This is a genomic window from Geomonas sp. Red32 (genome assembly GCF_023652955.1).
In the GTDB taxonomy this organism is placed as follows: Bacteria; Desulfobacterota; Desulfuromonadia; order Geobacterales; family Geobacteraceae; genus Geomonas.
Window position 1 is genome coordinate 126,024 of sequence record NZ_JAKLOY010000010.1, and the last position, 24,246, is coordinate 150,269.

The window sequence follows — 24,246 nt, forward strand, 5'->3', positions numbered from 1 at the left end:
TTAGGGGGAAACCATACTTCAAAATACAAGAGCCACGGAGTCACGGAGAAAAGCCGAGAGATCCGAGGCAAATGCCGAAACCCACGAGTACGTCAGGGCCGATTCTTCCAACTATGGGTGCCCAGTTCATTCCCCCCGCCTTTGTCTTTCCCCTCAGAATATAGATTTTCTCCGAATTTCTCCGTGTCTCCGTGGCAAAAGCCTTTTAATGTGTTAAGCTGGTCTAATGCTATGCGAAGAGTTAACCGCCAAGATTATCGCCTGCTGTCTTGAGGTCCACCTGCAGTTAGGGCCAGGGCTTCTGGAGAGCGTCTACGAGACAGCCCTTTGCATTGAGCTTGCCGAGCGGGGCCTACGTCATCAAAACCAGGCACGTCTACCGGTCAGCTACAAGGGCAAGCCCATTGGTGACTACCGCATGGACCTCCTTGTTGAGGACACTGTTGTCGTCGAGCTCAAGAGCACTGAGCGAGACACGCCCCTTTATGAAGCTCAGCTTCTCAGCTACATGAAACTTGGAGGATATCGGGTAGGGCTTCTGATCAATTTCAACACTGTCCTTCTTTCGAAAGGCATCAGACGCTTCGTTTTGTAACATTGCCACCTGGCACAAGTTTGCGGCCCAACCTCGTCTCAAGGCCAAACCATGATTCAAGGTTTTTCCCAAAAGGCCTTCTCCGATTTTCTCCGTGTCTCCGTGGCCAGTATTTTCGCCTCAAACCTTGGGGTCACCGGACTTGCCATTGCACGTCGGCCGCTAGATCTTCAGGTCCACCTCACGCTTAACGCCCTCCCCAATCAAAGCTGGACCTCCTTCTCACCCACCCGCATAAATCCCTTTACACGCCCACGATATTGGCCATCTACCGAGATTTACAGGCCCGATGAGCTCTCGGGAGCGGCCGATAAACTGTCGAAAGCGGCTCATAGGATATCCGGAGCGGCAGATAAGATATCTATCGCGGCAGATAATTTATTTGTAGCGGCGGATAAGATATCTATCGCGGCAGATAATTTATCGGTAGCGGCAGATAAGATACCTATCGCGGCAGATAATTTATTTGTAGCGGCAGATAAGATATCTATCGCGGCAGATAATTTATCGGTAGCGGCAGATAAGATATCTATCGCAGCAGATAATTTATCGGTAGCGGTAGAAAAGATATCTAGAGCGGCAGAAAAGATATCTAGAGCGGCAGAAAAGATATCTAGAGCGGCAGATAAGATATCTAGAGCGGCAGATATAGATATCCGGAGCAGTTGATAAGCTATCGCCCGCAGGTGATGAGTTGTCGGTTCTGGAGATCTTGTGACGGATGGGGAATGGCTGCGTGTCGGGTGCTGTGACGCAACAGGAACGCGTTCCGTACGGAAGGATTTTGTTGTAATGTCGGGGACTTTGTTGTAGTGTTCACCGAATGAACGGTGATGAGGAAAAAGTTTTAGATACCTACCGCTCCTTCCTGCTCCTTTCGGAGATCTCGGGCGAGGAGCAGCTTTCCCAACGGGAGCTTGCCAAGCGGCTCGGCATCGCCCTCGGACTCGTTAACTCCTATCTCAAGAATCTGGTCGCCAAAGGTTTCGTCCGGGTCAACAACTTCCCGAAGAACCGTTACGCCTATCTCCTCACCCCCAAAGGCTTCGCCGAAAAAAGCCGCCTCGCCTACCAGCACCTAAGCTACTTTTCCGGCCTCTATACGACCACCCGCCAGGACTACCTGGCACTCTTTCGCGCGCTGGCTAACTCCGGCGTCGTGAAAGTCGCCTTTTGCGGCATCGATGAGGTGGCTGAGATCGCTTACCTTTCACTCAAGGAGACAGGCCTCGAACTGGAGATGGCCATAGACCTGGAGAATTCCGGAGAGACGTTCTTTGGCCAGATCATCCAGCCCCCGACGGCTGCCCTCGCTCAACCAGAACTAAGGATTGTCATGACGTCGCTCAAGCGCGGCGAGAGACTGCGAGAAGAACTCCTGCGGATGGGTACCAAACAGGCGCAGATTTATGAAGCAGCAGATGGGCTGAAGGTGGAGATAAAAGATGTCAGCTAATCTGTTGTTTCTATACGGCACATCAGGATCGGGTGAGACAAGACTTCTCCAACTGATTACCGATAGCTGTAACAAAGAACGAGTGATGCGAGTCAGCTGCGAACAGCTGGTTTATGACGTAACAGCGGCTCTGGAGCACCGAATAGGTCGATAGTGGGCGACCTTGACTAGTACCTGTTTGCATCGAGAAACTGCTGAGGGCGTTGGAGAGCTGGCTAGCTGGAAATTAAGGTGAGATGAATTCTGAAATGGAGAGGGAACGCATGAAAAAAAGAGCAATGATCACCGGCATCACCGGCCAAGACGGATCCTACCTTGCAGAGCTTTTGCTGAGCAAGGGATACGAGGTGCATGGCATAATCCGTCGGTCGTCCTCTTTCAACAGCGGCAGGATCAACCATATCTACCAGGACCCGCACGAAAGCGGCGTCCGCCTCTTCCTGCATTACGGCGATCTCAACGACGCAAGCTCCATCAACAAGCTCCTGCGGGATATCCGCCCGGACGAGATCTACAACCTTGGTGCCCAGAGCCATGTGCGGGTCTCCTTCGACGTCCCGGAATACACCGGCGAGGTCGACGCACTAGGGGCTGTCCGCATTCTTGAAGGTATCCGCGAATCCGGCCTTAACTCCAAGTTCTACCAGGCTTCCTCGTCGGAACTTTACGGCAAGGTGGTGGAAACCCCGCAGAAAGAGACCACCCCCTTCTATCCCCGCTCCCCGTATGCATGCGCAAAGGCCTACGCCTACTACATCACGCTCAACTACCGGGAAAGCTACAACATCTTTGCCTGCAACGGGATCCTCTTCAATCACGAGTCTCCCCGGCGGGGCGAGACCTTCGTAACCCGTAAAATTACCCGCGCCGCGGCACGCATCAAGCTCGGGCTGCAGTCCTGCCTCTACCTTGGCAACCTGGACGCCAAGAGGGACTGGGGCTTTGCCGGCGATTACGTCGAGGCGATGTGGATGATGCTTCAGCAGGCCGAGCCCGACAACTATGTGGTGGCCACCGGCGAAACTCACTCCGTGCGAGAGTTTGCAGAGAAGGTCTTCTCCCGTCTTGGCATGCCGCTTCAGTGGCAGGGGGAGGGTGTCCATGAAAAAGGAATCGACACCACCACCGGTGAAATAGTGATCGAAATCGATCCCAAGTATTTCCGTCCCGCAGAGGTTGACCTTCTTCTCGGCGACCCGACCAAGGCGAAGACAACGCTGGGATGGACCCCAAAGACTGACTTCGACGGTCTCGTCAACATGATGGTCGACTCCGACCTGGCCCAAGCCGAGCGCGAGAAGCGGGCGGAAGGGTAACTCTCTCAAGGTGCTGGCTGCGGGAACCGGTTCTGGTGCAACCGCAACCATCGGACAATATGTTGCAGCCCTGGCCAATTAAGCAGGGCTCTTTCCGTGAATGGGGATAGTGGATGCAGAAGAAGGCACTGATAACCGGATTGGCAGGTCAGGATGGATCGTACCTGGCGGAACTCCTACTGGCAAAAGGGTACGAGGTCCACGGGATCGTTCGACGGGCGGCAATCGAGGACACTACTCACAAGCTTAGAAACATTGGACACTTGGTGGACAAGATTCACCTGCACGTGGCGTCGCTCGATAACGTGCTGTCACTCATCAAGACCGTGAAAGACGTCGTTCCCGACGAGTGCTATCATCTTGCCGCAGCGAGTTTTGTCAGCTACTCGTTTGAAGATGAAATATCCATCCTTAACAACAACGTCAATAGCACTCATTACCTTCTCGCCGCACTCAAGGAGTTCGCTCCCACCTGTCGGTTCTACTTCGCCGGAACAAGCGAAATGTTTGGCAACGTAACCTCTGATCCGCAGGACGAGAATACACCCTTCAATCCCCGGTCCATTTACGGTATTTCCAAAGTATCCGGCTACCACCTCGTCAAGAATTACCGGAGCCAGTACGGCATGTTCGCCTGCACCGGCATCCTCTATAACCACGAATCACCGCGACGCGGCTATGAGTTTGTGACCAGGAAAATCGTCTCTTCAGCGGTAAGGATTAAGCTGGGGCTTCAAGACAGCCTCTCGCTTGGTAACCTCGATGCCTACCGCGACTGGGGCTATGCACCTGACTATGTCAACGCGATGTGGCTGATGCTTCAGGCTGAAGAACCGGAAGACTACGTGGTGGCGACCGGAGAGACACACAGCGTGCGCGAGTTTGTCGAGGCGGCCTTTTCCGCGGTTGGCCTCGACTATACCGGTCTTGTTAACGTTGATCCCAAATTCTTCCGTCCCGCGGAGAAAATCCAACTCTGCGGGAATCCGTCGCGCATCAGGGAACGCCTGGGATGGGAAACCACCACGGACCTAAAAGGTATCATCGCCGAAATGGTCGAGCGTGAGTTGGAACTTTATAGCACCCTGGCGTGAGCAGGTTAAGCGTCGCCATGACAGCAGAGCCGCGGTTGGAAGGCAGTACCCGTTTGGGGATCTTAGATTACTAGTCAAGAGAAGATGAAGCTACTATTTCGCAAAATTCAGGATCTGATCCAAACCACATTTCTTGGTACGCGCCGCGCCATTGAGGATGTTGTTGTCTCGATGGTTCCGCAGGCTGTATCGGTTGTTACCGGTTTCCTCACCTCGATACTGGTTGCGCGAGGCTTGGGGCCGAAAGGGATGGGAAGCTATGCTCTCATCCTAAGTGTGTCGGGGTTAGCCGCGGCCCTGTCTGATCTCGGAATCAGCCAGACCGCAATCAGATTTGCCTCGAGAGCGGCTGACAATCATGACAGGGAAGGACAATTCGCTGTCCTACGGTGGGCGTTTCGACTTCGGATGCTGCTTGTTGTGGCGGTTTCGCTTCTGGCCTTCATTTTTGCGCCGGTCGTTGCCGATCGCATCTGGCACGAACAGTCACTGGCGGGTTTCGTGAGGATAAGCCTTCTGATCGGGCTTTTCTCCGCCTTGGCTTCCATTCCGACCATTTATTTCCAGTCGCTGAAACGCTTTAAGATGAACGCGGTCGTCTCCGTCGGACAGACCCTGGCGGCGTTTGTCGGGATCCTTGCAATCGCCGTGAAGCAATCTTGGTCTATTGACCATGTCATCTGGGTAAGCGTCGTGGCTGGCGGTTTGGGTGCGATAGTCTTCATGGTGCTTGTTCCGCGGGATTCCTTTCTGCGGTCACGCGACTTCGACCGCCCGCTTTCATCCTTGCCGATGGGATTGCTCCGTGCGCCTCGGCTGGATTCTGATTCCACCATGGACAAGACCGGAGCGAACTCTTTCGCGTTCTTCATGGTGCTCTCTTCGATCCTGGTCTCGGTGACGCTAAGAGCCGATGTGTGGCTGATGGGATTCTTCCTAGATAAGGCCGATGTCGGACGCTATAGCGTCGCAACGAGATTCACGCTTCCACTGGTGATTGTCCTTGGTGCCTTGAATACCGCCCTGTGGCCCCGAGCATCGGCACTTGTCACATTGGAAAAAACCGTTGAGACGATGAAGAAGACGCTGAAAATGAGCGTGCTTCTGTCTTTAGGTGCTGTGGCCTATTCCATTATCGCGCCTCTTGCTACTCCATATGTTTTCGGAAGCACTTATGCACAAGGAATTTTGTTGGCTCAGATTCTCTGCATAAGATATTGTCTCTCCCTCCTCATTTGCCCTATTGGCGTGATCGGTTACAGCTTCGGTATGGTACGAGTGTACTGGGTCATCAACCTGCTACAGTTGCTGTCGGTGATTGGGTGTAACGTCTTCTTGCTGCCAAGGATTGGGGCCGTAGGCGCCGCATGGGCTCTCGTTGTCAACGAGATCATAGGGTTCGTACTATCCGCTGTTTTCATCCGGCGCAGAATCCTGGAGATGAAAAGGAATGAAAGCTTTATTGTGAAAGAAATATCTACGGAAAATCCCTAGCAGTTGGGGGCAACAACGAGTAACTGTCGTCCTGATCCTAGCGCGGGCGTTTATGGCGATCATCTTTAAAGAAAGGTGTCATATGAAATCTAAATTTATTCAAAAAATAAAGAACCACATTGCCTTCTATCTTCGCGAGGATCTACAGGAAAGGATCTCCGAAGAGTTCGAGAGGGCCTTCGTCCTCAATAACCGTGACCTCCCGGCCACATTGGTACTGCCTGAAGGGTACGGAAAGGGGCTGCCCGAAAGGGTGGTAGAACTTCTGTTAGCTCGGATGACATATCATGCGGGAGCTAAAGTCCTTGACGTTGCTCACGCCAATGCCATGCCGTGTCATCTCAAGATGGTGGAATCACTGCCCCAACCAGCGCAGTTAACCGGCATCGACATTGCCGAACCTGTTTATAATACGTCGACTTATTATCGAGAATCCCTTGTCGGTGACATTACCCGGATGACATTCGACGAAGGCTCCTTCGACTTGATCTGGTGTATCTCCGCCCTTGAGCACTTCGGCATGGATAATTCTGGCTATACTGACAACTTCCGCAAAGAAAATAATATGGATCTGGAAGCAGTCGCAGAAATGATTCGCATCCTGAAGCGAGGCGGTAGCCTGCTTGTCACCGTTCCTTATGGGAAGAATGAAGACCATGGCTGGTTGCGAAACTACGACAAGGAATCATGGCTGAGGGTGCTCGCTGAAGCTGAAAAACAGGCTGATGTAAAGCAATACTACTTCCGTCATACCTTCGGTTCTGGCTGGCGGGAGACGAGGCCAGAGGAGCTACAGTATGTCGGCTATTTCGATCAAGCCAACTGTGGAAGCGGCGGTCTTGCCGCTGCGTACATAACTAAGAGGTAATTGTGGGGCCGACACCAATGAAAATATATCTTGATGCTACGGTAATGCAGATGCAGGCGACAGGCATTGCCAAGTCGACTCTGTGCCTTTATGACGCATGTCTTCAGGCGTCTTCGGACGTACAGGTTGTTGCTCTGCACAGAAAGTCATTAAAGTGTGCGCTTCCTGGTGGTATGGGAAGCTTCCAATCGCTTCCTTTTTTACCATCCTCTATTTGGAGGAGGATGTTTTTGCCAGCGTTTGCCTTCGAACACCGGCCGGCCATAATCCATTTCCCTTGGAATGGCCAGATTCCGAAATGGCTCGTTCAAGCCAAAGTGGTCACTACACTCAATGATGTGTTGCCGTTGGTTATCCCGGGAGCATTCGGAACCACGGATGAGGAAAGAAAATATCGTACAAGGGTGCAGGAAGATATAAATAGGACGAACCTACTCATCACAATATCACAGTACTCGAAGCAGGAGATAATCAGTAATTTCAACGTAACTACCGAACCGCTCGTTGTGCCTCTTGCTCCCACAATGACCGGGGTGGCCTCGACAGTTTCGGGAGAACAGGCTCCATATTTTATCTATGTTGGTGGCTATGATCGCCGTAAGGGCATCGACAAACTCGTGAACGTCTTTCTGCAATTGCACCAGGAAAAAAAGCTTACCTCCAGACTGGTTCTCACCGGTTCCAAGAGCTACTTTTCAGAAGATTTCAGGGCGTCAGTAGCGAAGGGCGTTAGTTTGGGGGTCATAGTAGAAAAAGGTTATGTCTCTGATGCTGAACTTGCGGCGCTTATACGCGATGCCCATGCCCTGGTGTACCCATCGAAATACGAAGGTTTCGGACTCCCGCCTTTGGAGGCGATGGCACTTGGATGCCCGGTGCTGACAACGCAGTACACTTCGATCCCTGAAATTTGCGGTGATGCTGCGTTTTATGTGGACCCTGATGATCCCGAAAGCCTTGCCGCGGGATTAGTGGCATTCGAGGATAACGAAAGCCTGAGACTCGATTACCGCTACCGCGGCCTCAATCACGCCAAATTGTACAGTTGGGAGAGATCTGCTGAGATCTATCTCAACGCCCTGCGACGTCTTGCCAATGAATAAAGTGATGCCAGAACGAGCCTTACACGTCTCTCTTATCACTACCGTGTACAACGAGGGCGCGTCGATCCTCGATTTTCTTCAAAGTTACCTCGCACAGACGAGGCATGCTAACGAGTTCGTCATCGTCGACGGGGGATCAAGGGACGACACCGCAAGATTTATTACAACTTTTGCAGAGCGGAACCCCCATCTGAACATCAGGTTGTTGGTCGACGAGACCTGCTCCCGGAAACATTCCGTCGGCCCGATCGCCAAGGGACGAAACGTTGCCATCTCTCATGTTCACAACGATCTGATAGCTGTCACTGATGCCGGTTGTCGGCTCGAGTCCATGTGGTTGGAAGAGATAGTCCGACCTTTTTCAGAGCAGGAGGCGGATGTGGTCGCCGGGTGGTACGAACCGGTGCTTGGCAGTGCCTTCCAGAAGGCGTACTCGAGGCTGTACCTCCCCACGCTGGAAAGCATCGACCGGGAAAACTTCCTTCCTTCTTCCCGGAGCATTGCCTTCAGGAAGGAGGCGTGGGCGAGGGTGGGGGGATATCCGGAGGACACCTACACGGCGGAAGACACCATGTTCGACATAAAGCTTAGGGAAGCCGGGTTCAGGTTCTATTTCGCGGAGAAAGCGGTGGTCTTCTGGAACTGCCCGAGCACTCTGGATGAGGCGACCAAGAAACACTACAACTACGGCTACGGAGACGGGCAGTACGGGTTCTTCAAGAAGAACTACCTGACCATGCTCTTCAGCCTGCTCTTTCCGTACAAGTACTTTCTGAAGCCCCACTACAAGGGTGCCCGTAAGATGGCATACCTCATAAACCTGAGCCTGGTCCGCGGATATCTGAAGGGGATGCTGGCGGGGGCGGGGAACAAGTAATGATGCTCTTCGTCGCCGATTATCCTGGGCCGCACAACGAGAAGGACGGCATGATGCAGCGCATTGCCGCCATCGATAACCGCTTCAGTTCCGTCAATAGGAGCTATCTCAAGGTAAGCCTGGTTGGTAACTTGAAAGCGGCGAAGGATAGGCGTTCCGAGCTGCTGACCATCTACCGGGTCAACCTGTTTCTCCACCTTCCGCTGATCCTGTACCTTGCTCTGACTGCGCGCTGCATCTATGTCCATTCCGTCGGTAATGCACTGGCCATTCTTCCACTGTATCTCTTTCGCCGCTGCGTGACCGACATGCACGGCGTCGTCCCGGATGAATTCCAAATGGCGGGACGGAGTCTGGCCGCCTGGCGCTACCGGCTCGTTGAGCGGGTGGCGGTTAAAAACAGTCTCGCGATCGTAACGGTCAGTGGGGCGATGGCCGATCATTATCTGCGCAAGTACGGAATCCCCCGCGATCGGGTGATTAACGTACCCATCTTCGACGAGGCGGGGACGGTTCCGCGGCACTCAGTAACCGGCAACGCTCCGCTCGTGGTGTATGCCGGTGGCACCCAGGCCTGGCAGAATGTCGACCTGATGGTCTCCACCATCAAGGAGGTGGGGGGCCGCTGCCGTTTCCTGATCCTGACCGGGGACGTGGCGGGATTCCGCGAAAAGCTTTCTGACCAATCCACGATGGAGATTGAAATTAAAAGCGTGCCCAAAAATGAGGTCTACTGCTATTATGCCCAGGCCGATCTCGGCTTCGTCCTGCGCGACGATGACCTCGTCAACCGTGTCGCCTGCCCGACGAAGCTGGTTGAGTATCTATCCTGCGGAGTTATTCCCATCGTCATCCAGCCCGGCATCGGTGACTTCGACACCTTCGGTTATTGCTACCTTACCCTCGCCGATTTTCTTCACCAGGAGCTCCCGTATCCCGAGCGGCTCGAGGAGATGAGGGAGAAAAACTACCGGGTTATCGAGGAGATGAAGCGCTCGGCGTTGTCGGAGATGCAGCGACTGGTGAACCTCTGTACCCTTCCCGGACCGGTGAGCCATGCAGCGTAGTTTCCGGGTGGCAGCGGTGGTGGTGCTCTACCGCCCGGAGCGGGAGGTGGCGGACAACCTGAGGAGCTACCTCGGCCAAGTAGAGACCCTCTTCGCGGTCGACAACTCCGATGACGACGCCTTCGCCGAGGTTGCCGCCAGCCTCGGCCTCAAGGTCAGCTACCTCCCCAATTTTGCCAACCTCGGCATCGCCACCGGCCTCAACCGCGGCGCCGATGAGGCCGTGGACGCGGACTTCGATTTTCTGCTGACCATGGACCAGGACAGCAAGGCCGAGCCGGGGATGATTGAGGAGATGCTCGGCTGTCTGGATGACATGGATGTGGCAAAGGTCGGCATGCTCTCCCCTTTCCATGTCACCAAATCGGAGCACAAGCCGGGGAGTGAGCGTTGCCAGGAAGTTATGACCCCGATGACCTCTGGGTGTCTGCTGAATTTACAGGCATACCGGGCGGTCGGGCCCTTTCTGGACAAGCTCTTCATCGATTTCGTTGACAATGAGTACTGCCTGCGGCTAAGGTCTCGCGGTTACCGGGTTTTGCGGGCGAACCGCGCCCGCCTGCTGCATAGCGTCGGGGACACTATAAAGTACGGCCCGTTCATCGCGACCAATCACTCGCCGCTGCGCCGCTACTACAAGACCCGCAACCGCTTCCTGATCTTCACCATGTACCTGCGCGCCTTTCCGGGGCACTGCCTCTTCGACCTTGTGCGGCTCGTCAAGGAGATCGGGAGCATCGTGCTGTTTGAGGGAGAAAAGGGGAAGAAGCTGGTGATGATGGCACACGGTCTAGTCGATTTCATCCGGGGAAGGTACGGCAAGTATGGAGGATAGGCGTCCGCTGAAAATAGGCTTCCTTGCTCCGTTCGGTATTCGTCCGAAAGGTACCGTCCTTGCCCGTATGATCCCGCTCGCGGTCGTGCTCCAGGAGCTGGGGAACGAGGTCGTCATTGTCGCTCCTCCCTACACGAATCCGGAGGACTCAGGAAAGATCGAGATTGTTCGGGGTGTCAGACTCGTCAACGTCGAACTCCCCACGGGGGGGAAGGTTCTCTCGACCATGGCCCTTGCGTGGCGCATGCTCAAGGCGGCCCTTGCTGAGGGGCCAGACCTGCTCCATCTCTTCAAGCCAAAGGGATACGGCGGAGTGGCCGCCATGCTGGTCATCGCTCTACGCTCGATAGGGATCAGGCTTCCTGTCGTGGTGGTCGATACCGACGACTGGGAAGGGAAGGGGGGGATGAACGATCTCCATGGCTACAGTGCCACGGAGAAGCGCATCTTCGCCTTTCAGGAGCAGTGGCTGACCTCTCACGCGGAAGCGGTCACCGCTGCTAGCCGGGAACTGATGCTAATGTCCGAGAGACTTCAAAAGCGGAGAGTAATGTACCTTCCGAATTGCGTAGATCCTGAACCCCTCACCCCTAATTCATCGGTCAGGGAGCAAATGGGGATCCCGGACAATTCTCCAGTGGTGTTTCTTTACACCCGCTTTTTTGAGTTCAGCCAGGAAAAACTCCATACAGTGTTCGCCGAGATTCACAAGCTGGCGCAAGACGTCCATTTTGTCGTGGTGGGAAAGGGACGGCGGGGAGAAGAATCGTTGCTGTCCGAGGCCGCGGTTCGACTCGGTTTTGATGACGTGCTGCACATAGTGGGATGGGTGAACCCGGGAGATCTCCCGAACTATTTCGCCCTCGCCGATGTCGCCATTTATCCTTTTGCTGACAACCTCATCAACCGGTGCAAATGCCCAGCGAAATTGACAGAGTTGCTGAAGGCCGGAGTCCCGGTAGTTGCAGACAGGGTCGGGCAGATCGCAGAGTACATCAGCGACGGCGAGGGGGGTATCCTCTGCGACCCGGACGACTGGGGGGCAATGGCGGTCGCTGTTGCGGGACTTTTGAAGGACCGGGAAAGAAGGCGAACTGTAGGGGCAGGAGGTCGAGCATATTTAATTGAGCACTTCAATTGGCAGAGCTACGGGAACTGTCTTCAGGATTTCTACCACACGGTGATAGTCCGGTGAGTGGGGTCTTTGTCCTGCGGCAAGGGGGATCGTTGTGCATGTTATGCTGTCGGCGGTAAAGAATTGTATCAAAGGGGTCATACCTTCATTCAAAGTGCGGGAAAAACTGGCGGCCAAGTACCTGAAAGGAAGCGGCGTGGAAATCGGAGCGCTTCATCTTCCTCTAAGGGTGCCGCGAGGGGTGACCGTAAAGTATGTTGATTACTGCACCCGTGATGAGAATATCCATAAGTTTCCTGAACTGACTGCTTCCAATGTTGTGGAAACGGATTTTGTCGAGGACGGGTTCCAGTTGCAGACCTTCGATGAGGGCTCCGTCGATTTCGTCATTGCCAATCACGTCCTTGAACATGCCGACGACCCGGTCGGTGTCCTTCTCAATTGGCTGCGAGTTATAAGGCCTGGGGGCATCGTGATGGCTACCGTCCCTATCATGGCACGCTGTTTTGACCGGGGGCGGGAAGAGACCTCGGTAGAACATCTCTTGGAGGATCATCGCCTGGTCGCTTCCGGGCGGATCGACGAATTCCGCATCAGGAACAGGCGCCACTTTCACGAGGTGATCACCATATCACTTCGCAATCAGATCGGGGCCGACAGCTTCAAGACCATGTCGGCTGAGGAACTGGAGGCGACTGTGTCGGCGATGGCTTCAGCTGAGCGGCCGGACACTCACTACCACACCTTCTCGGCCGATTCGTACACCCATTTCTTGCAGGCGTTTACCGCAGAATTTGCGCCCGACGTCAATGTCCTCGCCGTCAATAGTTCCCGCGGGGGAACCGAAGTCGTAGCGTTTTTGGAAAAAACAGCGGGTTAAAGGAAATATCGCAATGACCTTGACTAACCGTAAACGAGACCTGATCTGGCTTGCCGCGCTGCTTGGCACTCTGATTTTGCTTTTCTGGAAAATCCTTTTCACCTCCCAGATCGTCCGCGCGCCCGATATCATCGCCGAGTTCTACTGGGGGGTCAAACACTTCAAGACTATGAGTTTTCTTGACCTGTTCCGCCCCTCCATGCAAGCCGGGTGGGACTACCTCTCCAACGGCGGCGGCACCGAAGGCGGGGGAACCATCTCACTACAGTTCCTCTTCTACCGGAACCTGTTGTTCTGGCTGCTTCCTGAACCGGCCAACACCGCCTGGTTCATGATCCTGCACCTCTTCTTCGGCGGCGCCGGCGTCTACTGCTTCTGCCGCGCCATCGGGGCCGGGCGCCTCGGCTCCTTCCTTGGCGGCCTCATCTTCGCCATCGCGCCGGAGAACGCCTCGCTGATCAACGCAGGCCACGTGCAAAAGATCGCCACCATCAGCTTCGCCCCCTGGGCCTTCTATTTCGTGGAAAAGGCCTTCCAGACCCGTCGCTACATCTTCGCCATGACCGCCGCGGTCTGCCTTGCCTTCCAGTTCTTCAACATGCACTGGCAGGTTGCTTTCTACACCTGCCTCGGGATCGGCGTCTACGGCGTCTGCCGTTCGGCGGCCATCATCTACCAGGAGCGGAAGGAAAAGGGAACCCTCCCGAGGATCATGAGCCTCAACGCAGTCATCCTCCTCTTCTTCCTCTCCACCGTCGCCATCTCGCTCGTTCCGCTCTCCGACTGGTCCAAGGACACCACCCGCGGGGTGCAGAGCGGCTCCAACCAGGGTAAAGGCGGGCTCGACGTGGAAGAGGCGATGTCCTGGTCGCTTCCCCCGGAGGAGCTCGTTACCTTCGTCATCCCCGGCTTCTTCGGCTACTCACGCCAGGAGGGGGGCTACAACGGCACCAATATCGACGCCTACTACTGGGGGAGGATGGTCTTCACCCAGACCACCGACTATATGGGACTTCTCCCGTGGCTGCTGGTCCCGCTGCCCCTCATCTTCAGGCGCGACAAGTACACCTGGCTCGCCACCGCCGGCGTGGTGGCCGGGATCCTCTTCTCGATGGGGAAATTCACCCCCTTCTACTGGTTCCTCTATGAGCACTTCCCGGGCATCAACCGGTTCCGCGTTCCGAAGATGATCATGTTCCTGCCGGTGATGGGGCTCGGCGTGCTGGCGGCCCGCGGGATCGATCTCCTGATCGACGAGAAGGTCCGCGCCACCGCCGCATTCCGGAGGTATGTCTATGGAGTCGTCGCCCTTCCGGTTGCGGTGGGGGCCTTGCTCGGGATCGAGACGGTGGCCCGGGGCAGCTTAATGGACGCCTTCTCCAACATGATCGGAAATCCCACCCGCTACGAGCAGGGGCCCGAACTGGTCGCACGCCGCTGGGTTAACCTGGTGAACGAGACCGGGATCGCCATGGTGGTGGCTGCCATCCATGCTGCGGTGATCTATTGGGGAGGGAAGAACAAGAAGATCCTGGCCTGGCTTCCGGTCCTGCTGCTCGTCTGCTATCTCGGCGACGTCACCCGGGTCAACCTGAAGTACCTCCTGTTGCAGCCGGTGCCGGAGCAGGGGCGCGGTGTGAAGACCCCCGCCATGGAGTACGTGGCGAAAGCGGGCAAGGAATACCGCACCCTTCCGATGGAGGGGGCCGACCCGATGTCCTACGTCAGTAACGGCATCCCCGTCATGTTCACCTCCAACCCGGTCCAGAAGAAGCGGTGGCAGGATTTCCTCGACAACTTCAACGCGATGTCGGGCATGGCCGACATCATGAACGTCAGGTACATCGTGGAGGCAGGGGAGCAGTACGAGAAGGAGAAAGGGGTGGTCGGGGCGAAGTTCACCCCGGTCTTCAACGCTCCCGACGGGAGCGTCGTGCTCGAGAACCGTAACGTACTTCCCAAGGCTTGGCTGGCGCCGGTGGCGGTTATGGCCAACACCCCCGAAGACGCGCTCGCAGACTTGCAGAATCCTCAGTTCAACGGCCGGTCGATGGCGATCGTGGAGTCGGCTACCCCGATCCCGCTGGCTACCCCGAGCGCTCAGGCTCCGCTCTCCGGAGGCGATGCCCGGGTTACCCGCTACGATCCGACCCAGATCGAGGTCAACGCCGCCGTCCAGCTCAACTCGGTGCTGGTCCTGGGCGAGAAGTACTACAAGGGATGGCACGCTTACGTCGATGGCAAGAAGGCTGAGATCTACCCGGTCGACTACGTCCTGCGCGGGGTCTACCTGGCTCCGGGGCAGCACAAGGTTGAGTTCGTATTCGACCCGACGCCGTTCAAGGTCGGCAAGTACCTCACCCTTGCCTCTTTCCTCATCTTCGCCGGGGCCTTGGTGCGCGAGTTCCTGCTCCGCCGGCGCCGGACGCTGGGATGTCGGAGCTCTGCGGAGGAAGGGGCGGCATAGTGCCCGGTAGAGTCGTGGATCCCGTCGTAGAGAGCTCGATACCTTTTTGCGCAGAGACCGAAACCCTGGACGAGTTGACCGGCTACCGGTTAAGGATTGTTCAGCCGCGTCACGGCTACCGCTTCTCGGTCGATCCGCTCCTGCTGGTCGATTTCGCGCGGCTGCGTGAGGGGGACCGGGTGGCGGACCTGGGGACCGGGTGCGGTGTCATTCCGCTATTGGTGGCCCGGAGCGAGCCGGCTGCACGGGTCACCGGGATCGAACTGCAGGAGGGGATGGCGGCCCTGGCCAGGAGAAACGTGGAGGCCAACGGTCTCGCGGACCGTATCGACATCGTCGACGGCGACGTGATCTCCCTTAAGGAGCGCTTCGCCGTTTCGAGCTTCGACCTTGTCCTCTCCAATCCGCCCTACCGCCGCCCCGGCACGGGAAAGGTAAGCCCGCGCGCCGGGCGTGATCTCGCGCGTCACGAAACCACCGCGACCCTGGCCGACTTCCTGTCGGCAGCCAAATTCCTGGTCAAGGAAAACGGCAGGATCTGTTTCATCTACCACACCTCGCGGCTTCCGGAGGTGATGGTAGAGGCGGCGCGGCAGAAGCTCGCGGTCCTGCGGTTGAGGATGGTGTACGGGACAGCGAAGATGGCGGCGCGGATGTTCCTGGTCGAGCTGATGAAGGGGCGTGCCGGCGAGTTGCAGGTGGAGCCGCCGCTCTTTGTGCGGGGAGAAGATGGAGGATACAGCGAGGAGAAGCTGAGGATCTATCGGAAAGAAACTGCAATCGAACGCGGATGACGCGGATTTAACGGATTTACGCGGATACTACTAAAACGATTTTGCGGTTACCCCAAAGTTTTTGTGCTTGATCCGCGGAAATCCGCCCAATCCGCGTCATCCGCGTTCCAAAGATTTTAATTCTTTACCGGTTCTCTTTATCTTTCTTGATGAGGTTCGCGAAGATCGCCTGCAGCTCGGCTGTGCCCGCCGCCTTTGCCTGCTCTTCGATCTCCTCGATCTCTTCGGCAGCCAGTTGGCGGCGCTGGCGCACGGGGGCGGGTGGCGCGGGGGCGGCCCAGTTGACGACCTTGCCGGCGCGGAAATAGAGCTCCTTTACCAGCGTGTAGCCAAGCGCGTCGTTCACCTTTAAGATGAGCTCGCGCTTGAGGAAGCTCAACTGCTGCATCCAGGGCGCGCTGTCGACGGTGACCGTGAGGGTGCCGTCGCGGAAGGCGGAAGGCTGGGCGTGGTTGGCGATGCGGCTTCCTACCGCACGCTCCCAGATCCCCCAGATGCGCCCCTCCCGGATACGCGTCTCGGCCGGAGTCCCCTTGAGCATGGTCGAAAGGAGATCGGAGACCGCCGCCGGCCGGCGCATCCTGGGACGTTTGTCATTCCGGCTCAACGGGATTCCTCTTGCGATAGAGGCGTCCGCCGAGGATCTGGCCGGTGACGGCACCGGCGAGGGTGAACGGGATGAACTGCCATCCCAGCCCCGTCTTGATCCTGGCGTAGATGATGATGGGAATCGTGATGTGGACGTAGAAGTACCAACCGAAGGAGAACTTCCGGCACCCCTGCCGCTGGAATCCCATGGGGACGTTGATGGTGATGGCCCCGAGGACCAGGGCTGCTACTAAGAGTGCTGTATGCATTCGTTACCTCGCGCAGCAGATATTATGAGGTAAGCTCACCATTGTCAATTCGGTTGTGCGGCAATACAGAGAACCTCCCTCACCCGGCCTCCGGCCATCTGAGTATTATCCACGCCGTGCGCGAAGCCGACGAAACAAAAGGAGTCGTTGTGGTAAAGGATGGAGATTACGTCGCCGTTTTCAACTCGGTACACCGGGTGATGGAGGCGGAGCGGCTTTTAAAGGATAAGAAACTGAAGATCCTGGTGATTCCGGCCCCCCGCGCGCTGGCGGCGGACTGCGGTCTGGCCCTCAGGTACTCGGAGGATTTGCGCGAGGAGGTGGAGGCACTTCTGACCGCCGCCGAACTCCTCCCGCGCCATCTTTACCGGAAACAGGGTGACACTTTCGTGGAAATAGGAGCCAAAGCATGAAGAGTCTGGACGTAAGGGGCATGGCCTGCCCGATGCCGGTCGTGTCGGTGAAACGGGCGCTGGAGAGCGCCGAGGGAGGGGTGCGGGTTCTGCTCGACGACGGCGCTCCCCGCGAGAATGTGACGCGCTTCGCCACCGGGCGGGGATACACCGTAACCGAGGAGGCGGTCGAGGGGGGCTTCGCCCTCGCCATCACCGGCGGAGAGCAGCAGCCGGCCGAACCGGCCGCCGCCAAGGAGGGTCCGGTCGTCATGCTGGTCGGGGCCGATCGTCTGGGAGAGGGGCCGGAGGAGCTTGGCCGTCTCCTGATGAAGAACTACATCATCACGCTCCTGGACCTCGACAAGCTCCCGGACCGGATATTTTTCGTCAATTCCGGCGTTCTTTTGACGGTCGAGGGATCCGAGGTGCTCGAGGCTTTGGAGGCGCTCGGTAACCGCGGCGTGGAGGTCCTCTCCTGTGGCGTCTGCCTCGATTATTTCAAGAAGAGGGAGCAACTCGCGGCCGGGGCGGTCACCAACATGTTTACCATCGCCGAAAGTATGATGAAGGCCGGCAACGTGGTGAGGCTGTAAAGGCGAGCGTAACCTCTGATGCTCCGGATATTTTTCTTGACAATACCGGCTTTTTTCTACTAAATTGACTCTCTTGCCGCGGGATACCTGCGTGCCGACACCGGCGCCCGCCCCGGTTTTGTAGATAATAACCGTTGGAAAACGGGACGTTATAGGGTTTGCATGTTCGCCACTTTATCCGATAAGCTCGACCTGGTTTTTAAGAAGCTCCGCGGCCAGGGGGTGATGACCGAGGACAACGTCAAGGATGCGCTGCGTGAAGTACGCTTGGCGCTTCTCGAGGCGGACGTCAATTTCAAGGTCGTCAAGGACTTCATCGAAAAGGTGCGGACCCGGGCGGTCGGCACCGAGGTGCTGCAGAGCCTGGCCCCCGGCCAGCAGGTCATCAAGATTGTCCACGACGAGCTCGTCGAGCTCATGGGCGGCAGCGAGGATAACTCGCTCGATCTCGCCGCCAAGCCGCCGGTCGCCATCATGATGGTCGGTCTCCAGGGCGCCGGTAAGACTACCTCCTGCGGTAAGCTGGCCCGCCACCTGAAGTCGCAGAGGAAAAAGCCGCTGCTGGTTCCCGCCGACGTTTACCGCCCGGCCGCCATCGAGCAGCTTAAAGTGCTCGGCCGTCAGCTCGCTATCGAGGTCTTCGATTCCACCGCCGACCAGAAGCCGCTCGACATCTGCCGTAACGCGACCCGCTACGCGGCCCTGAACGGGTTCGACGTGGTGATCTACGATACCGCCGGCCGTCACCAGATCGACGACTACCTGATGAGCGAGCTGGAAGGGATCCGGGACGAGCTGGCTCCCCGCGAGATCCTCTTCGTCGCCGACGCCATGACCGGCCAGGAAGCGGTTAACGTCGCCTCCGGCTTCAACGATCGCCTCGGGATTACCGGCGTGGTGCTCACCAAGCTCGACGGCGACGCCAAGGGTGGCGCGGCGCTCTCCATCAAGGCGGTCACCGGCAAGCCGGTCAAGTTCGTCGGCCTCGGCGAGAAGATGGACGCGCTCGATGTCTTCCACGCCGACCGTCTGGTTTCCCGCATCCTCGGCATGGGCGACGTCCTCACCCTGATCGAGAAGGCACAGGCCACCTTCGACGAGAAAGAGTCCGAGCGGCTCCAGCAGAAGATGAAGAAGAGCGGCGGGACCTTCGACCTGGAGGATTTCCGCAGCCAGCTTCAGCAGATAAAGAAGATGGGGTCGCTCGAGTCCATCATGTCGCTCATCCCCGGCATGGGTAAGGCGATGAAGCAGATGCAGGGCGCCCAGCCCTCCGAGAAGGAGCTGAAGAGGATCGAGGCCATCATCGATTCCATGACTCCCAAGGAGAGGGCCAACCCCGGGGTCATCAACGGCAGCCGCCGGCTGAGGATAGCTAAAGGGAGCGGCACCCAGGTGCAGGAAGTGAATCAGCTTCTCAAGAGGTTCGCTGAGGCACAGCGGGTTGTGAAGCAGCTTCAGAAGATGGGCCCCAAGGGACTTCTCAAGGGGATGAAGGGAATGGGTAAGGGAATGTTACCCTTTTAACGCATTCTCTTTGACGGCTGCTATAAATAGAGTAGAGTTAGTTAAATCTGTATACGAGACACACACTAATACCCAATTGCGGATCTTAGATCCGAGAACACCAGGAGGAAGCAAATGGCAATAAAGATCAGACTTGCACGTGCGGGCGCAAAGAAGAAACCCTTTTACCAGGTGGTGGTAGCCGACTGCCGCAGCCGTAGGGACGGACGCTTCATCGAGAACGTCGGTACCTACGACCCGAACAAAAACCCGGCTGAATACCGTCTCGAAGAAGGGAAAACTCTTGAGTGGCTCGGCAAAGGTGCCCAGCCGACCGACACTGTCAAGCAGATCCTGAAGAAAACCGGCATCTGGGAGAAATTCGTCTCTCCGGCCGCTTAATTCTCGTTAGCTCCGGTACACCGGATATCCCACCCTACAGAGGATAGCGCCATGAAAGAGCTTGTAGAGACCATTGCCAAGGCACTTGTTGATGACCCCACCCAGGTTCGCGCAACCGAGGAGTTGGAAGAAGACACCACCGTCATCAAGCTCACCGTTGCGAAGGAAGACATGGGCCGCATCATTGGCAAGGAAGGACGTACTGCCAAGGCGATTCGCACCCTTCTCAACGCAGTCTCAACCAAGGATAACAAGAAGGCCATCCTAAAAATCGTAGAGTGATAGATGTCCAGTAGTAACAAGGTATTGATCGGTAAGATCCAGGCGCCGCATGGGATCAAGGGACAGTTGCGTGTCATTCCCTTTGCCGGTGATGCCTCAAGTATCTCGGAGCTTAAGAGCGTTTTCTTGAAATCGCCGGCCGGTGCCATGGAGGAATTCTCCGTGGCATCGGCCAAGTCTCACGGCCAGCGGGTGATCCTCACCCTGAAGCCTTTTGACAATATCAACCAGGTGCTGCAGCTCGTGGGGCGTGAGATCTACGCCGACCGGGGTGCACTTCCCGAGCTTCCCTCCGACGAGTTCTACTGGTCGGACCTCCTGGGACTTACGGTAGCAACCGAGGAGGGGGAAGAGCTCGGCCAGTTGGTCGACATCATCGAGACCGGCTCCAACGACGTCTACGTGGTCAAGTATCAGGGGCGCGAGCTCCTCATCCCGGCCCTGGACGACGTCGTGGTGGCGGTCGATGTCGCCAGCGGGCGGATGACGGTCTCTCTACCCGAGGGGCTGCTCGAGCTATGAAGTTCGACATCCTGACCCTTTTCCCCGCCATGTTTGACGGGCCGCTGACCGAGAGCATCATCAAGCGCGCCACCGAGAACGGCCTGATCGAGATCGGCCTCCACAACATCCGTGACTGGGCCCTCGACAAGCACGCCACCGCCGACGACTCTCCCTACGGAGGGGGCGCCGGGATGGTGATGAAGGTGGAGCCCCTGGCGGGCGCCATCGAGGCGGTCAAGGAGAAGAGTCCCCGGTCGAAGGTGATCCTGACCACCCCGGCGGGACGTCCTTTCTCCCATCAGGTGGCCGAAGGGCTCTCCCGCGAGGAAGGGCTCATCATCATCTGCGGACGCTACGAAGGGGTCGACGAGCGGGTACGCACCCTGTTCGTCGATGACGAGATTTCCCTTGGCGATTTCGTGCTGACCGGCGGAGAGATCGCCGCCATGGTCATCGTCGACGCCGTTTCCAGACTGGTCCCCGGAGTGTTGGGGCACGACGATTCGGCCCAGTACGACTCTTTTGCCGACGGGCTTTTGGAATACCCGCAGTACACGAGGCCCCCCGAATTCAGGGGCGAGAAGGTTCCCGACATCCTTCTTTCCGGCAACCATGCCGGGATCGCCAAGTGGCGCAGGAAGGAGCAGTTCCGGAGAACGCTCGCCTCCCGGCCCGAGCTCCTCGAGAACATCGAGTTGAGCAAGGCCGACAAAAAGTTGCTGGCCGAGGTACAGAAATGAGCTTGGCCGGTAATTTCAGCATCGCCCTGATCCACTACCCGGTGTACGACAAGAACCGGGACATCGTGGCCACCGCGGTCACCAACCTGGACGTCCACGACATAGCCAGGAGCGCACGCACCTACGGGTTATCGCGCTACTACGTCGTGACCCCGGTGGAGGATCAACGGAACCTGGTCGAGAAGATCAGGACTCACTGGCTGGAAGGTTGGGGTTCGACCTACAACCCGAAACGGAAGATGGCGCTGGAGCTTTTGCAGACTGAAAAGAGTCTGGCCGATGCCGTCGCCGATATCGAGAAACGTACCGGAAAGCGTCCCAAGGTCGTGGTAACCGGCGCCGCGGGTCGGCCAAACAGCGTCACCTTCGCAGAACTGAAGGGGCTGATGGAGTCGAACCCGGAGGAGCCTTTTTTGCTGTTGCTCGGGACCGGGTGGGGGCTGACTGAGCAGGTATTCAACGCCAGCGACTACGTGCTGGAGCCGATCAGTGCGGGTGGGGATTACAACCATCTGTCGGTCAGGTCAGCCGCCGCGATTATGCTGGATAGGCTTTTCGGAAGGTAAAGTTTTAAGAGAAAACGAAGCCGGCTTTTTGCCAATAACATCAACTTGTAAGTCTAGAGGTTCCAGATAAGGGAGGAAGTGCAACATGAACAAGATTGACATGCTCGAACGCGAACAAATGAAGAAGAACATCGCCAAGTTTGTCCCGGGCGATACCGTTAAGGTTCAGGTAAAGATCGTCGAAGGCGACAAGAGCCGTATTCAGGCTTTCCAGGGCGTCTGCATCGCCCGCACCGGCGGCGGCGTCCGCGAAGCCTTCACCGTCCGTAAGATCTCCAACGGCGTTGGCGTCGAGAGGGTTTTCCCGCTCCACTCGCCGTCCGTCGAGACCATCGAAGTCGTGACCCGCGGTCAGGTCCGTCGCGCCAAGCTCTACTACCTCCGCAAGCTGCGCGGTAAGGCTTCCAGGATCAAAGAAAGAAAATACGTCGCCGGCCAGTAATTTTACAGGCCCGCTACGAAAAGCCCCGGTCAACGACGCCCGGGGCTTTTTTTATGCCCGAAGTTTAAGTTTACTCCGGGGGCGTTTGCCAGTAACTATCTCCACATTCAAATCGGGGCACCTCTCTTTTAAGCGGAGATGCCTTAGAAACTGGAAGGTTTGTCATGATGGCTGGACTGTTTCCCGAAGACAATTCGCCTATCGACCTCTTGGCTTGCGAAGAACAGGCTCTGCGCCAGGGGTACGGCATCATCGCCGGGGTGGACGAAGCCGGGCGAGGTCCGCTGGCGGGACCGGTCGTGGCCGCGGCGGTCATCCTTCCCCCGGGCCTCATTATCCCCGGCGTCAACGACTCGAAGCAGGTGACCGAGGCGATGAGGACGCAGCTTTTCGACGTGATCCACCGCGAGGCGATATCGGTCGGGGTCGGGATCTGCGACCATGAAGCCGTCGACCGTTTCAACATCCTCCAGGCGACCCTCAAGGCGATGCGGCAGGCGGTGGAAAGTCTGACCCCGAAGCCGGATTTCATCCTCATCGACGGCATATCCAACATCCCGATGAACGTCCCGCAGCGGACCGTCAAGCAGGGGGATTCGCGCAGCATCTCCATCGCGGCGGCCTCCATCATCGCCAAGGTGACCCGTGACCGGATGATGCTGGAATACGACGTCCAGTATCCCGGTTACGGCTTTGCAAGCCACAAGGGATACGCCGCAGCATCGCACCTGGCGGCCATCGCCGAACTCGGCCCGTCCCCCATCCACCGGAAGACCTTCCGCGGCGTCAAGGAGCACCTTCCCGCTCCGCCGCCCAGCGATAATCCCGCAGGAAGTAACGGCTCCTTCAGCTTCTAAGACGCAAGGGATTGGCACCGCCGGTGCTTGTCCATCATGCTGAAGCTTCCCCCCCCGCGCGACCGGTACAGCCCGGGCCGGCTTCCCCCACCCCCCCGGCCCCCTCCCTCCAGGGGAGGGGGGGAGTTGTTCTCAGCAGTGTTAGAGATCTTGCTGTAAACTCTTCATGACCGTAACCCGGGGAAGGGGGGCTCGTGCGAGGGCAGGACGGGAACAGCGAAAAGGGCGAAGCCGGCGAGTCAATCGCCGCCACCTACCTTGTGGGGCAAGGTTTCAAGGTGGTGGAGCGGAACTTTCGCTGTGTCTGCGGTGAGGTCGATATCGTGGCCCGGGACGGAAGAACTATTGTCTTTGTCGAGGTGAAGTGCCGCAACAACCGGCTTTACGGCCCTCCCCAGCTTGCCGTGACACCTTTCAAGCAGCGGCAGATTTCCAAGGCCGCCCTCGTCTGGCTTTCCAAAAGAAAACTCTTCGATGCCGAGGCCCGCTTCGATGTGGTGGCGATCGTTCTTCATAAGCACGATCTGCCGGAGATCGAGCATATAAGAAACGCCTTCGAATTGGCGTATTAGATGTAGAACCTAGAACTTGTTTTCGGAGGTTTCCATGCAGGCAGTACCGGTAATCTATCGTCTCGCCATCTCGCTATGGCTTGGTGGCGCAGCCCTTTTTACTTTTGTCCTCACTCCGCTTCTCTTCAAAAACGAAACCCGCGATACCGCCGCCCGCATCGTCGGGCTCTTCTTCCCCGGCTATTTCCGCTGGGGTGTCGCCTGCGGCGTCATCGCCCTCGTCTGCCGGTTGGTCATGGCCGGGAAAGGGACCGTCATCCCCTCCATCATCCTCGCGGTGATGCTGACGCTCTCCTCGATCCAGGCGTTCTACATCGAGCCGAAGGCCGCCGAGCTCAAGCGCCAGATCGTCTCCTTCGAAACGACTCCTAAAGACCATCCCCTTCGCCAGCAGTTCTCAAAGCTGCACGGCGTCTCCGCAGTCTGCAACCTTTCCGTTATCGCCGGCGGCGTCGCGTTGGTCATCATGCTTTAAGGCCAGCCTCTCCCCCGAAAAGTGGGAATCAGGTCCCCCCCTTGTCAAAGGGGGGGCAGGGGGGATTTTAGCCT

29 protein-coding genes are annotated in these 24,246 nt (G+C 57.2%); 27 read left to right on the forward strand and 2 right to left on the reverse strand.

Annotation, left to right across the window (positions count from 1 at the left end; translation table 11 throughout):
* Positions 1–226 precede the first annotated feature (226 nt).
* The 15 genes from L4X63_RS20905 to L4X63_RS20975 all read left to right on the forward strand — a co-directional run bounded on the left by L4X63_RS20905 (position 227) and on the right by L4X63_RS20975 (position 15,981).
* Complete coding sequence (locus L4X63_RS20905) at positions 227–595, forward strand: GxxExxY protein (protein WP_250680605.1); 369 nt, start codon at positions 227–229, stop codon at positions 593–595.
* A gap of 51 nt (positions 596–646) precedes the next feature.
* Complete coding sequence (locus tag L4X63_RS20910) at positions 647–1,264, forward strand: methyl-accepting chemotaxis protein (RefSeq protein ID WP_250680606.1); 618 nt, start codon at positions 647–649, stop codon at positions 1,262–1,264.
* Between the two features lie 154 nt (positions 1,265–1,418).
* Entirely contained in the window at positions 1,419–2,051 is a 633-nt protein-coding gene (locus tag L4X63_RS20915; protein ID WP_250680607.1) for a winged helix-turn-helix transcriptional regulator, read from the forward strand.
* Between the two features lie 263 nt (positions 2,052–2,314).
* The gene (gene gmd, locus L4X63_RS20920; RefSeq protein WP_250680608.1) at positions 2,315–3,367 is read left to right on the forward strand and encodes a GDP-mannose 4,6-dehydratase; all 1,053 of its coding nucleotides are present in this window, start codon (positions 2,315–2,317) and stop codon (positions 3,365–3,367) included.
* Between the two features lie 113 nt (positions 3,368–3,480).
* The gene (locus L4X63_RS20925) at positions 3,481–4,461 is read left to right on the forward strand and encodes a GDP-mannose 4,6-dehydratase (protein ID WP_250680609.1); all 981 of its coding nucleotides are present in this window, start codon (positions 3,481–3,483) and stop codon (positions 4,459–4,461) included.
* A gap of 84 nt (positions 4,462–4,545) precedes the next feature.
* Positions 4,546–5,955, forward strand: a complete 1,410-nt coding sequence (locus tag L4X63_RS20930) for an oligosaccharide flippase family protein (RefSeq protein WP_250680610.1) — start codon at positions 4,546–4,548, stop codon at positions 5,953–5,955.
* Between the two features lie 52 nt (positions 5,956–6,007).
* Positions 6,008–6,823 (forward strand): class I SAM-dependent methyltransferase, encoded by an 816-nt coding sequence (locus L4X63_RS20935; protein WP_250680611.1) that lies wholly within the window; start codon positions 6,008–6,010, stop codon positions 6,821–6,823.
* Between the two features lie 17 nt (positions 6,824–6,840).
* Positions 6,841–7,926 (forward strand): glycosyltransferase family 4 protein, encoded by a 1,086-nt coding sequence (locus L4X63_RS20940; protein WP_250680612.1) that lies wholly within the window; start codon positions 6,841–6,843, stop codon positions 7,924–7,926.
* Positions 7,919–8,803 carry a glycosyltransferase gene (locus L4X63_RS20945; RefSeq protein ID WP_250680613.1) on the forward strand — a complete coding sequence of 295 codons (885 nt, stop codon included), beginning with the start codon at positions 7,919–7,921 and terminating at the stop codon, positions 8,801–8,803. Before L4X63_RS20940 ends, L4X63_RS20945 begins: the two co-directional genes overlap by 8 nt.
* Positions 8,803–9,870 carry a glycosyltransferase family protein gene (locus L4X63_RS20950; protein ID WP_250680614.1) on the forward strand — a complete coding sequence of 356 codons (1,068 nt, stop codon included), beginning with the start codon at positions 8,803–8,805 and terminating at the stop codon, positions 9,868–9,870. The genes L4X63_RS20945 and L4X63_RS20950 overlap by 1 nt, the downstream gene beginning before the upstream one ends.
* On the forward strand, positions 9,860–10,705 hold the full coding sequence (locus tag L4X63_RS20955) for a glycosyltransferase family 2 protein (protein WP_250680615.1): 846 nt from the start codon (positions 9,860–9,862) through the stop codon (positions 10,703–10,705). The genes L4X63_RS20950 and L4X63_RS20955 overlap by 11 nt, the downstream gene beginning before the upstream one ends.
* Positions 10,695–11,900, forward strand: a complete 1,206-nt coding sequence (locus L4X63_RS20960; protein WP_250680616.1) for a glycosyltransferase family 4 protein — start codon at positions 10,695–10,697, stop codon at positions 11,898–11,900. Before L4X63_RS20955 ends, L4X63_RS20960 begins: the two co-directional genes overlap by 11 nt.
* Positions 11,901–11,943: 43 nt before the next feature.
* Complete coding sequence (locus tag L4X63_RS20965; RefSeq protein ID WP_250680663.1) at positions 11,944–12,720, forward strand: methyltransferase domain-containing protein; 777 nt, start codon at positions 11,944–11,946, stop codon at positions 12,718–12,720.
* A 13-nt stretch (positions 12,721–12,733) separates the two neighbouring features.
* Positions 12,734–15,187 (forward strand): YfhO family protein, encoded by a 2,454-nt coding sequence (locus L4X63_RS20970; protein WP_250680617.1) that lies wholly within the window; start codon positions 12,734–12,736, stop codon positions 15,185–15,187.
* Complete coding sequence (locus L4X63_RS20975) at positions 15,187–15,981, forward strand: tRNA1(Val) (adenine(37)-N6)-methyltransferase (protein ID WP_250680618.1); 795 nt, start codon at positions 15,187–15,189, stop codon at positions 15,979–15,981. Before L4X63_RS20970 ends, L4X63_RS20975 begins: the two co-directional genes overlap by 1 nt.
* Before the next feature lie 124 nt (positions 15,982–16,105).
* Here the strand turns inward: L4X63_RS20975 and L4X63_RS20980 are convergent, their stop codons facing one another.
* Positions 16,106–16,588, reverse strand: a complete 483-nt coding sequence (locus L4X63_RS20980; protein WP_250680619.1) for a DciA family protein — start codon at positions 16,586–16,588, stop codon at positions 16,106–16,108.
* The gene (locus tag L4X63_RS20985) at positions 16,575–16,838 is read right to left on the reverse strand and encodes a hypothetical protein (protein WP_250680620.1); all 264 of its coding nucleotides are present in this window, start codon (positions 16,836–16,838) and stop codon (positions 16,575–16,577) included. The genes L4X63_RS20980 and L4X63_RS20985 overlap by 14 nt, the downstream gene beginning before the upstream one ends.
* A gap of 149 nt (positions 16,839–16,987) precedes the next feature.
* Here L4X63_RS20985 and L4X63_RS20990 point away from each other — a divergent pair, with 149 nt between their 5' ends.
* The 12 genes from L4X63_RS20990 to L4X63_RS21045 all read left to right on the forward strand — a co-directional run bounded on the left by L4X63_RS20990 (position 16,988) and on the right by L4X63_RS21045 (position 24,172).
* Complete coding sequence (locus L4X63_RS20990) at positions 16,988–17,251, forward strand: putative Se/S carrier protein (protein WP_250680621.1); 264 nt, start codon at positions 16,988–16,990, stop codon at positions 17,249–17,251.
* Positions 17,248–17,826 carry a sulfurtransferase-like selenium metabolism protein YedF gene (gene yedF, locus L4X63_RS20995; RefSeq protein ID WP_250680622.1) on the forward strand — a complete coding sequence of 193 codons (579 nt, stop codon included), beginning with the start codon at positions 17,248–17,250 and terminating at the stop codon, positions 17,824–17,826. The genes L4X63_RS20990 and yedF overlap by 4 nt, the downstream gene beginning before the upstream one ends.
* A gap of 162 nt (positions 17,827–17,988) precedes the next feature.
* Positions 17,989–19,353 carry a signal recognition particle protein gene (gene ffh, locus L4X63_RS21000; protein WP_250680623.1) on the forward strand — a complete coding sequence of 455 codons (1,365 nt, stop codon included), beginning with the start codon at positions 17,989–17,991 and terminating at the stop codon, positions 19,351–19,353.
* A gap of 114 nt (positions 19,354–19,467) precedes the next feature.
* A complete protein-coding gene (gene rpsP / locus L4X63_RS21005) occupies positions 19,468–19,734 on the forward strand; it encodes a 30S ribosomal protein S16 (protein WP_250680624.1) in 267 nt (88 codons plus the stop codon).
* A gap of 51 nt (positions 19,735–19,785) precedes the next feature.
* Positions 19,786–20,016, forward strand: a complete 231-nt coding sequence (locus L4X63_RS21010) for a KH domain-containing protein (RefSeq protein WP_250680625.1) — start codon at positions 19,786–19,788, stop codon at positions 20,014–20,016.
* A gap of 3 nt (positions 20,017–20,019) precedes the next feature.
* Complete coding sequence (gene rimM / locus L4X63_RS21015) at positions 20,020–20,538, forward strand: ribosome maturation factor RimM (RefSeq protein WP_250680626.1); 519 nt, start codon at positions 20,020–20,022, stop codon at positions 20,536–20,538.
* A complete protein-coding gene (gene trmD, locus L4X63_RS21020) occupies positions 20,535–21,260 on the forward strand; it encodes a tRNA (guanosine(37)-N1)-methyltransferase TrmD (protein ID WP_250680627.1) in 726 nt (241 codons plus the stop codon). The genes rimM and trmD overlap by 4 nt, the downstream gene beginning before the upstream one ends.
* Positions 21,257–21,826, forward strand: coding sequence for an RNA methyltransferase (locus L4X63_RS21025; protein WP_250680628.1), 570 nt, complete (start codon positions 21,257–21,259; stop codon positions 21,824–21,826). The genes trmD and L4X63_RS21025 overlap by 4 nt, the downstream gene beginning before the upstream one ends.
* 85 nt (positions 21,827–21,911) lie before the next feature.
* A complete protein-coding gene (gene rplS / locus L4X63_RS21030; RefSeq protein WP_250680629.1) occupies positions 21,912–22,268 on the forward strand; it encodes a 50S ribosomal protein L19 in 357 nt (118 codons plus the stop codon).
* 167 nt (positions 22,269–22,435) lie between these two features.
* Positions 22,436–23,125, forward strand: a complete 690-nt coding sequence (rnhB, locus tag L4X63_RS21035) for a ribonuclease HII (protein WP_250680664.1) — start codon at positions 22,436–22,438, stop codon at positions 23,123–23,125.
* A 194-nt stretch (positions 23,126–23,319) separates the two neighbouring features.
* Positions 23,320–23,697 (forward strand): YraN family protein, encoded by a 378-nt coding sequence (locus tag L4X63_RS21040; RefSeq protein ID WP_250680630.1) that lies wholly within the window; start codon positions 23,320–23,322, stop codon positions 23,695–23,697.
* Between the two features lie 34 nt (positions 23,698–23,731).
* A complete protein-coding gene (locus L4X63_RS21045) occupies positions 23,732–24,172 on the forward strand; it encodes a DUF4149 domain-containing protein (protein ID WP_250680631.1) in 441 nt (146 codons plus the stop codon).
* Positions 24,173–24,246: the final 74 nt, after the last annotated feature.

Bases quoted from the DNA above. Each gene is read 5' to 3' on its own strand.
- L4X63_RS20905 (WP_250680605.1), top strand. From the start codon at position 227: ATGCTATGCGAAGAGTTAACCGCCAAGATTATCGCCTGCTGTCTTGAG.
- L4X63_RS20910 (WP_250680606.1), top strand. From the start codon at position 647: ATGATTCAAGGTTTTTCCCAAAAGGCCTTCTCCGATTTTCTCCGTGTC.
- L4X63_RS20915 (WP_250680607.1), top strand. From the start codon at position 1,419: ATGAACGGTGATGAGGAAAAAGTTTTAGATACCTACCGCTCCTTCCTG.
- gmd (WP_250680608.1), top strand. From the start codon at position 2,315: ATGAAAAAAAGAGCAATGATCACCGGCATCACCGGCCAAGACGGATCC.
- L4X63_RS20925 (WP_250680609.1), top strand. From the start codon at position 3,481: ATGCAGAAGAAGGCACTGATAACCGGATTGGCAGGTCAGGATGGATCG.
- L4X63_RS20930 (WP_250680610.1), top strand. From the start codon at position 4,546: ATGAAGCTACTATTTCGCAAAATTCAGGATCTGATCCAAACCACATTT.
- L4X63_RS20935 (WP_250680611.1), top strand. From the start codon at position 6,008: ATGGCGATCATCTTTAAAGAAAGGTGTCATATGAAATCTAAATTTATT.
- L4X63_RS20940 (WP_250680612.1), top strand. From the start codon at position 6,841: ATGAAAATATATCTTGATGCTACGGTAATGCAGATGCAGGCGACAGGC.
- L4X63_RS20945 (WP_250680613.1), top strand. From the start codon at position 7,919: ATGAATAAAGTGATGCCAGAACGAGCCTTACACGTCTCTCTTATCACT.
- L4X63_RS20950 (WP_250680614.1), top strand. From the start codon at position 8,803: ATGATGCTCTTCGTCGCCGATTATCCTGGGCCGCACAACGAGAAGGAC.
- L4X63_RS20955 (WP_250680615.1), top strand. From the start codon at position 9,860: ATGCAGCGTAGTTTCCGGGTGGCAGCGGTGGTGGTGCTCTACCGCCCG.
- L4X63_RS20960 (WP_250680616.1), top strand. From the start codon at position 10,695: ATGGAGGATAGGCGTCCGCTGAAAATAGGCTTCCTTGCTCCGTTCGGT.
- L4X63_RS20965 (WP_250680663.1), top strand. From the start codon at position 11,944: ATGCTGTCGGCGGTAAAGAATTGTATCAAAGGGGTCATACCTTCATTC.
- L4X63_RS20970 (WP_250680617.1), top strand. From the start codon at position 12,734: ATGACCTTGACTAACCGTAAACGAGACCTGATCTGGCTTGCCGCGCTG.
- L4X63_RS20985 (WP_250680620.1), bottom strand. From the start codon at position 16,838: ATGCATACAGCACTCTTAGTAGCAGCCCTGGTCCTCGGGGCCATCACC.
- yedF (WP_250680622.1), top strand. From the start codon at position 17,248: ATGAAGAGTCTGGACGTAAGGGGCATGGCCTGCCCGATGCCGGTCGTG.
- ffh (WP_250680623.1), top strand. From the start codon at position 17,989: ATGTTCGCCACTTTATCCGATAAGCTCGACCTGGTTTTTAAGAAGCTC.
- rpsP (WP_250680624.1), top strand. From the start codon at position 19,468: ATGGCAATAAAGATCAGACTTGCACGTGCGGGCGCAAAGAAGAAACCC.
- L4X63_RS21010 (WP_250680625.1), top strand. From the start codon at position 19,786: ATGAAAGAGCTTGTAGAGACCATTGCCAAGGCACTTGTTGATGACCCC.
- rimM (WP_250680626.1), top strand. From the start codon at position 20,020: ATGTCCAGTAGTAACAAGGTATTGATCGGTAAGATCCAGGCGCCGCAT.
- trmD (WP_250680627.1), top strand. From the start codon at position 20,535: ATGAAGTTCGACATCCTGACCCTTTTCCCCGCCATGTTTGACGGGCCG.
- L4X63_RS21025 (WP_250680628.1), top strand. From the start codon at position 21,257: ATGAGCTTGGCCGGTAATTTCAGCATCGCCCTGATCCACTACCCGGTG.
- rplS (WP_250680629.1), top strand. From the start codon at position 21,912: ATGAACAAGATTGACATGCTCGAACGCGAACAAATGAAGAAGAACATC.
- rnhB (WP_250680664.1), top strand. From the start codon at position 22,436: ATGGCTGGACTGTTTCCCGAAGACAATTCGCCTATCGACCTCTTGGCT.
- L4X63_RS21045 (WP_250680631.1), top strand. From the start codon at position 23,732: ATGCAGGCAGTACCGGTAATCTATCGTCTCGCCATCTCGCTATGGCTT.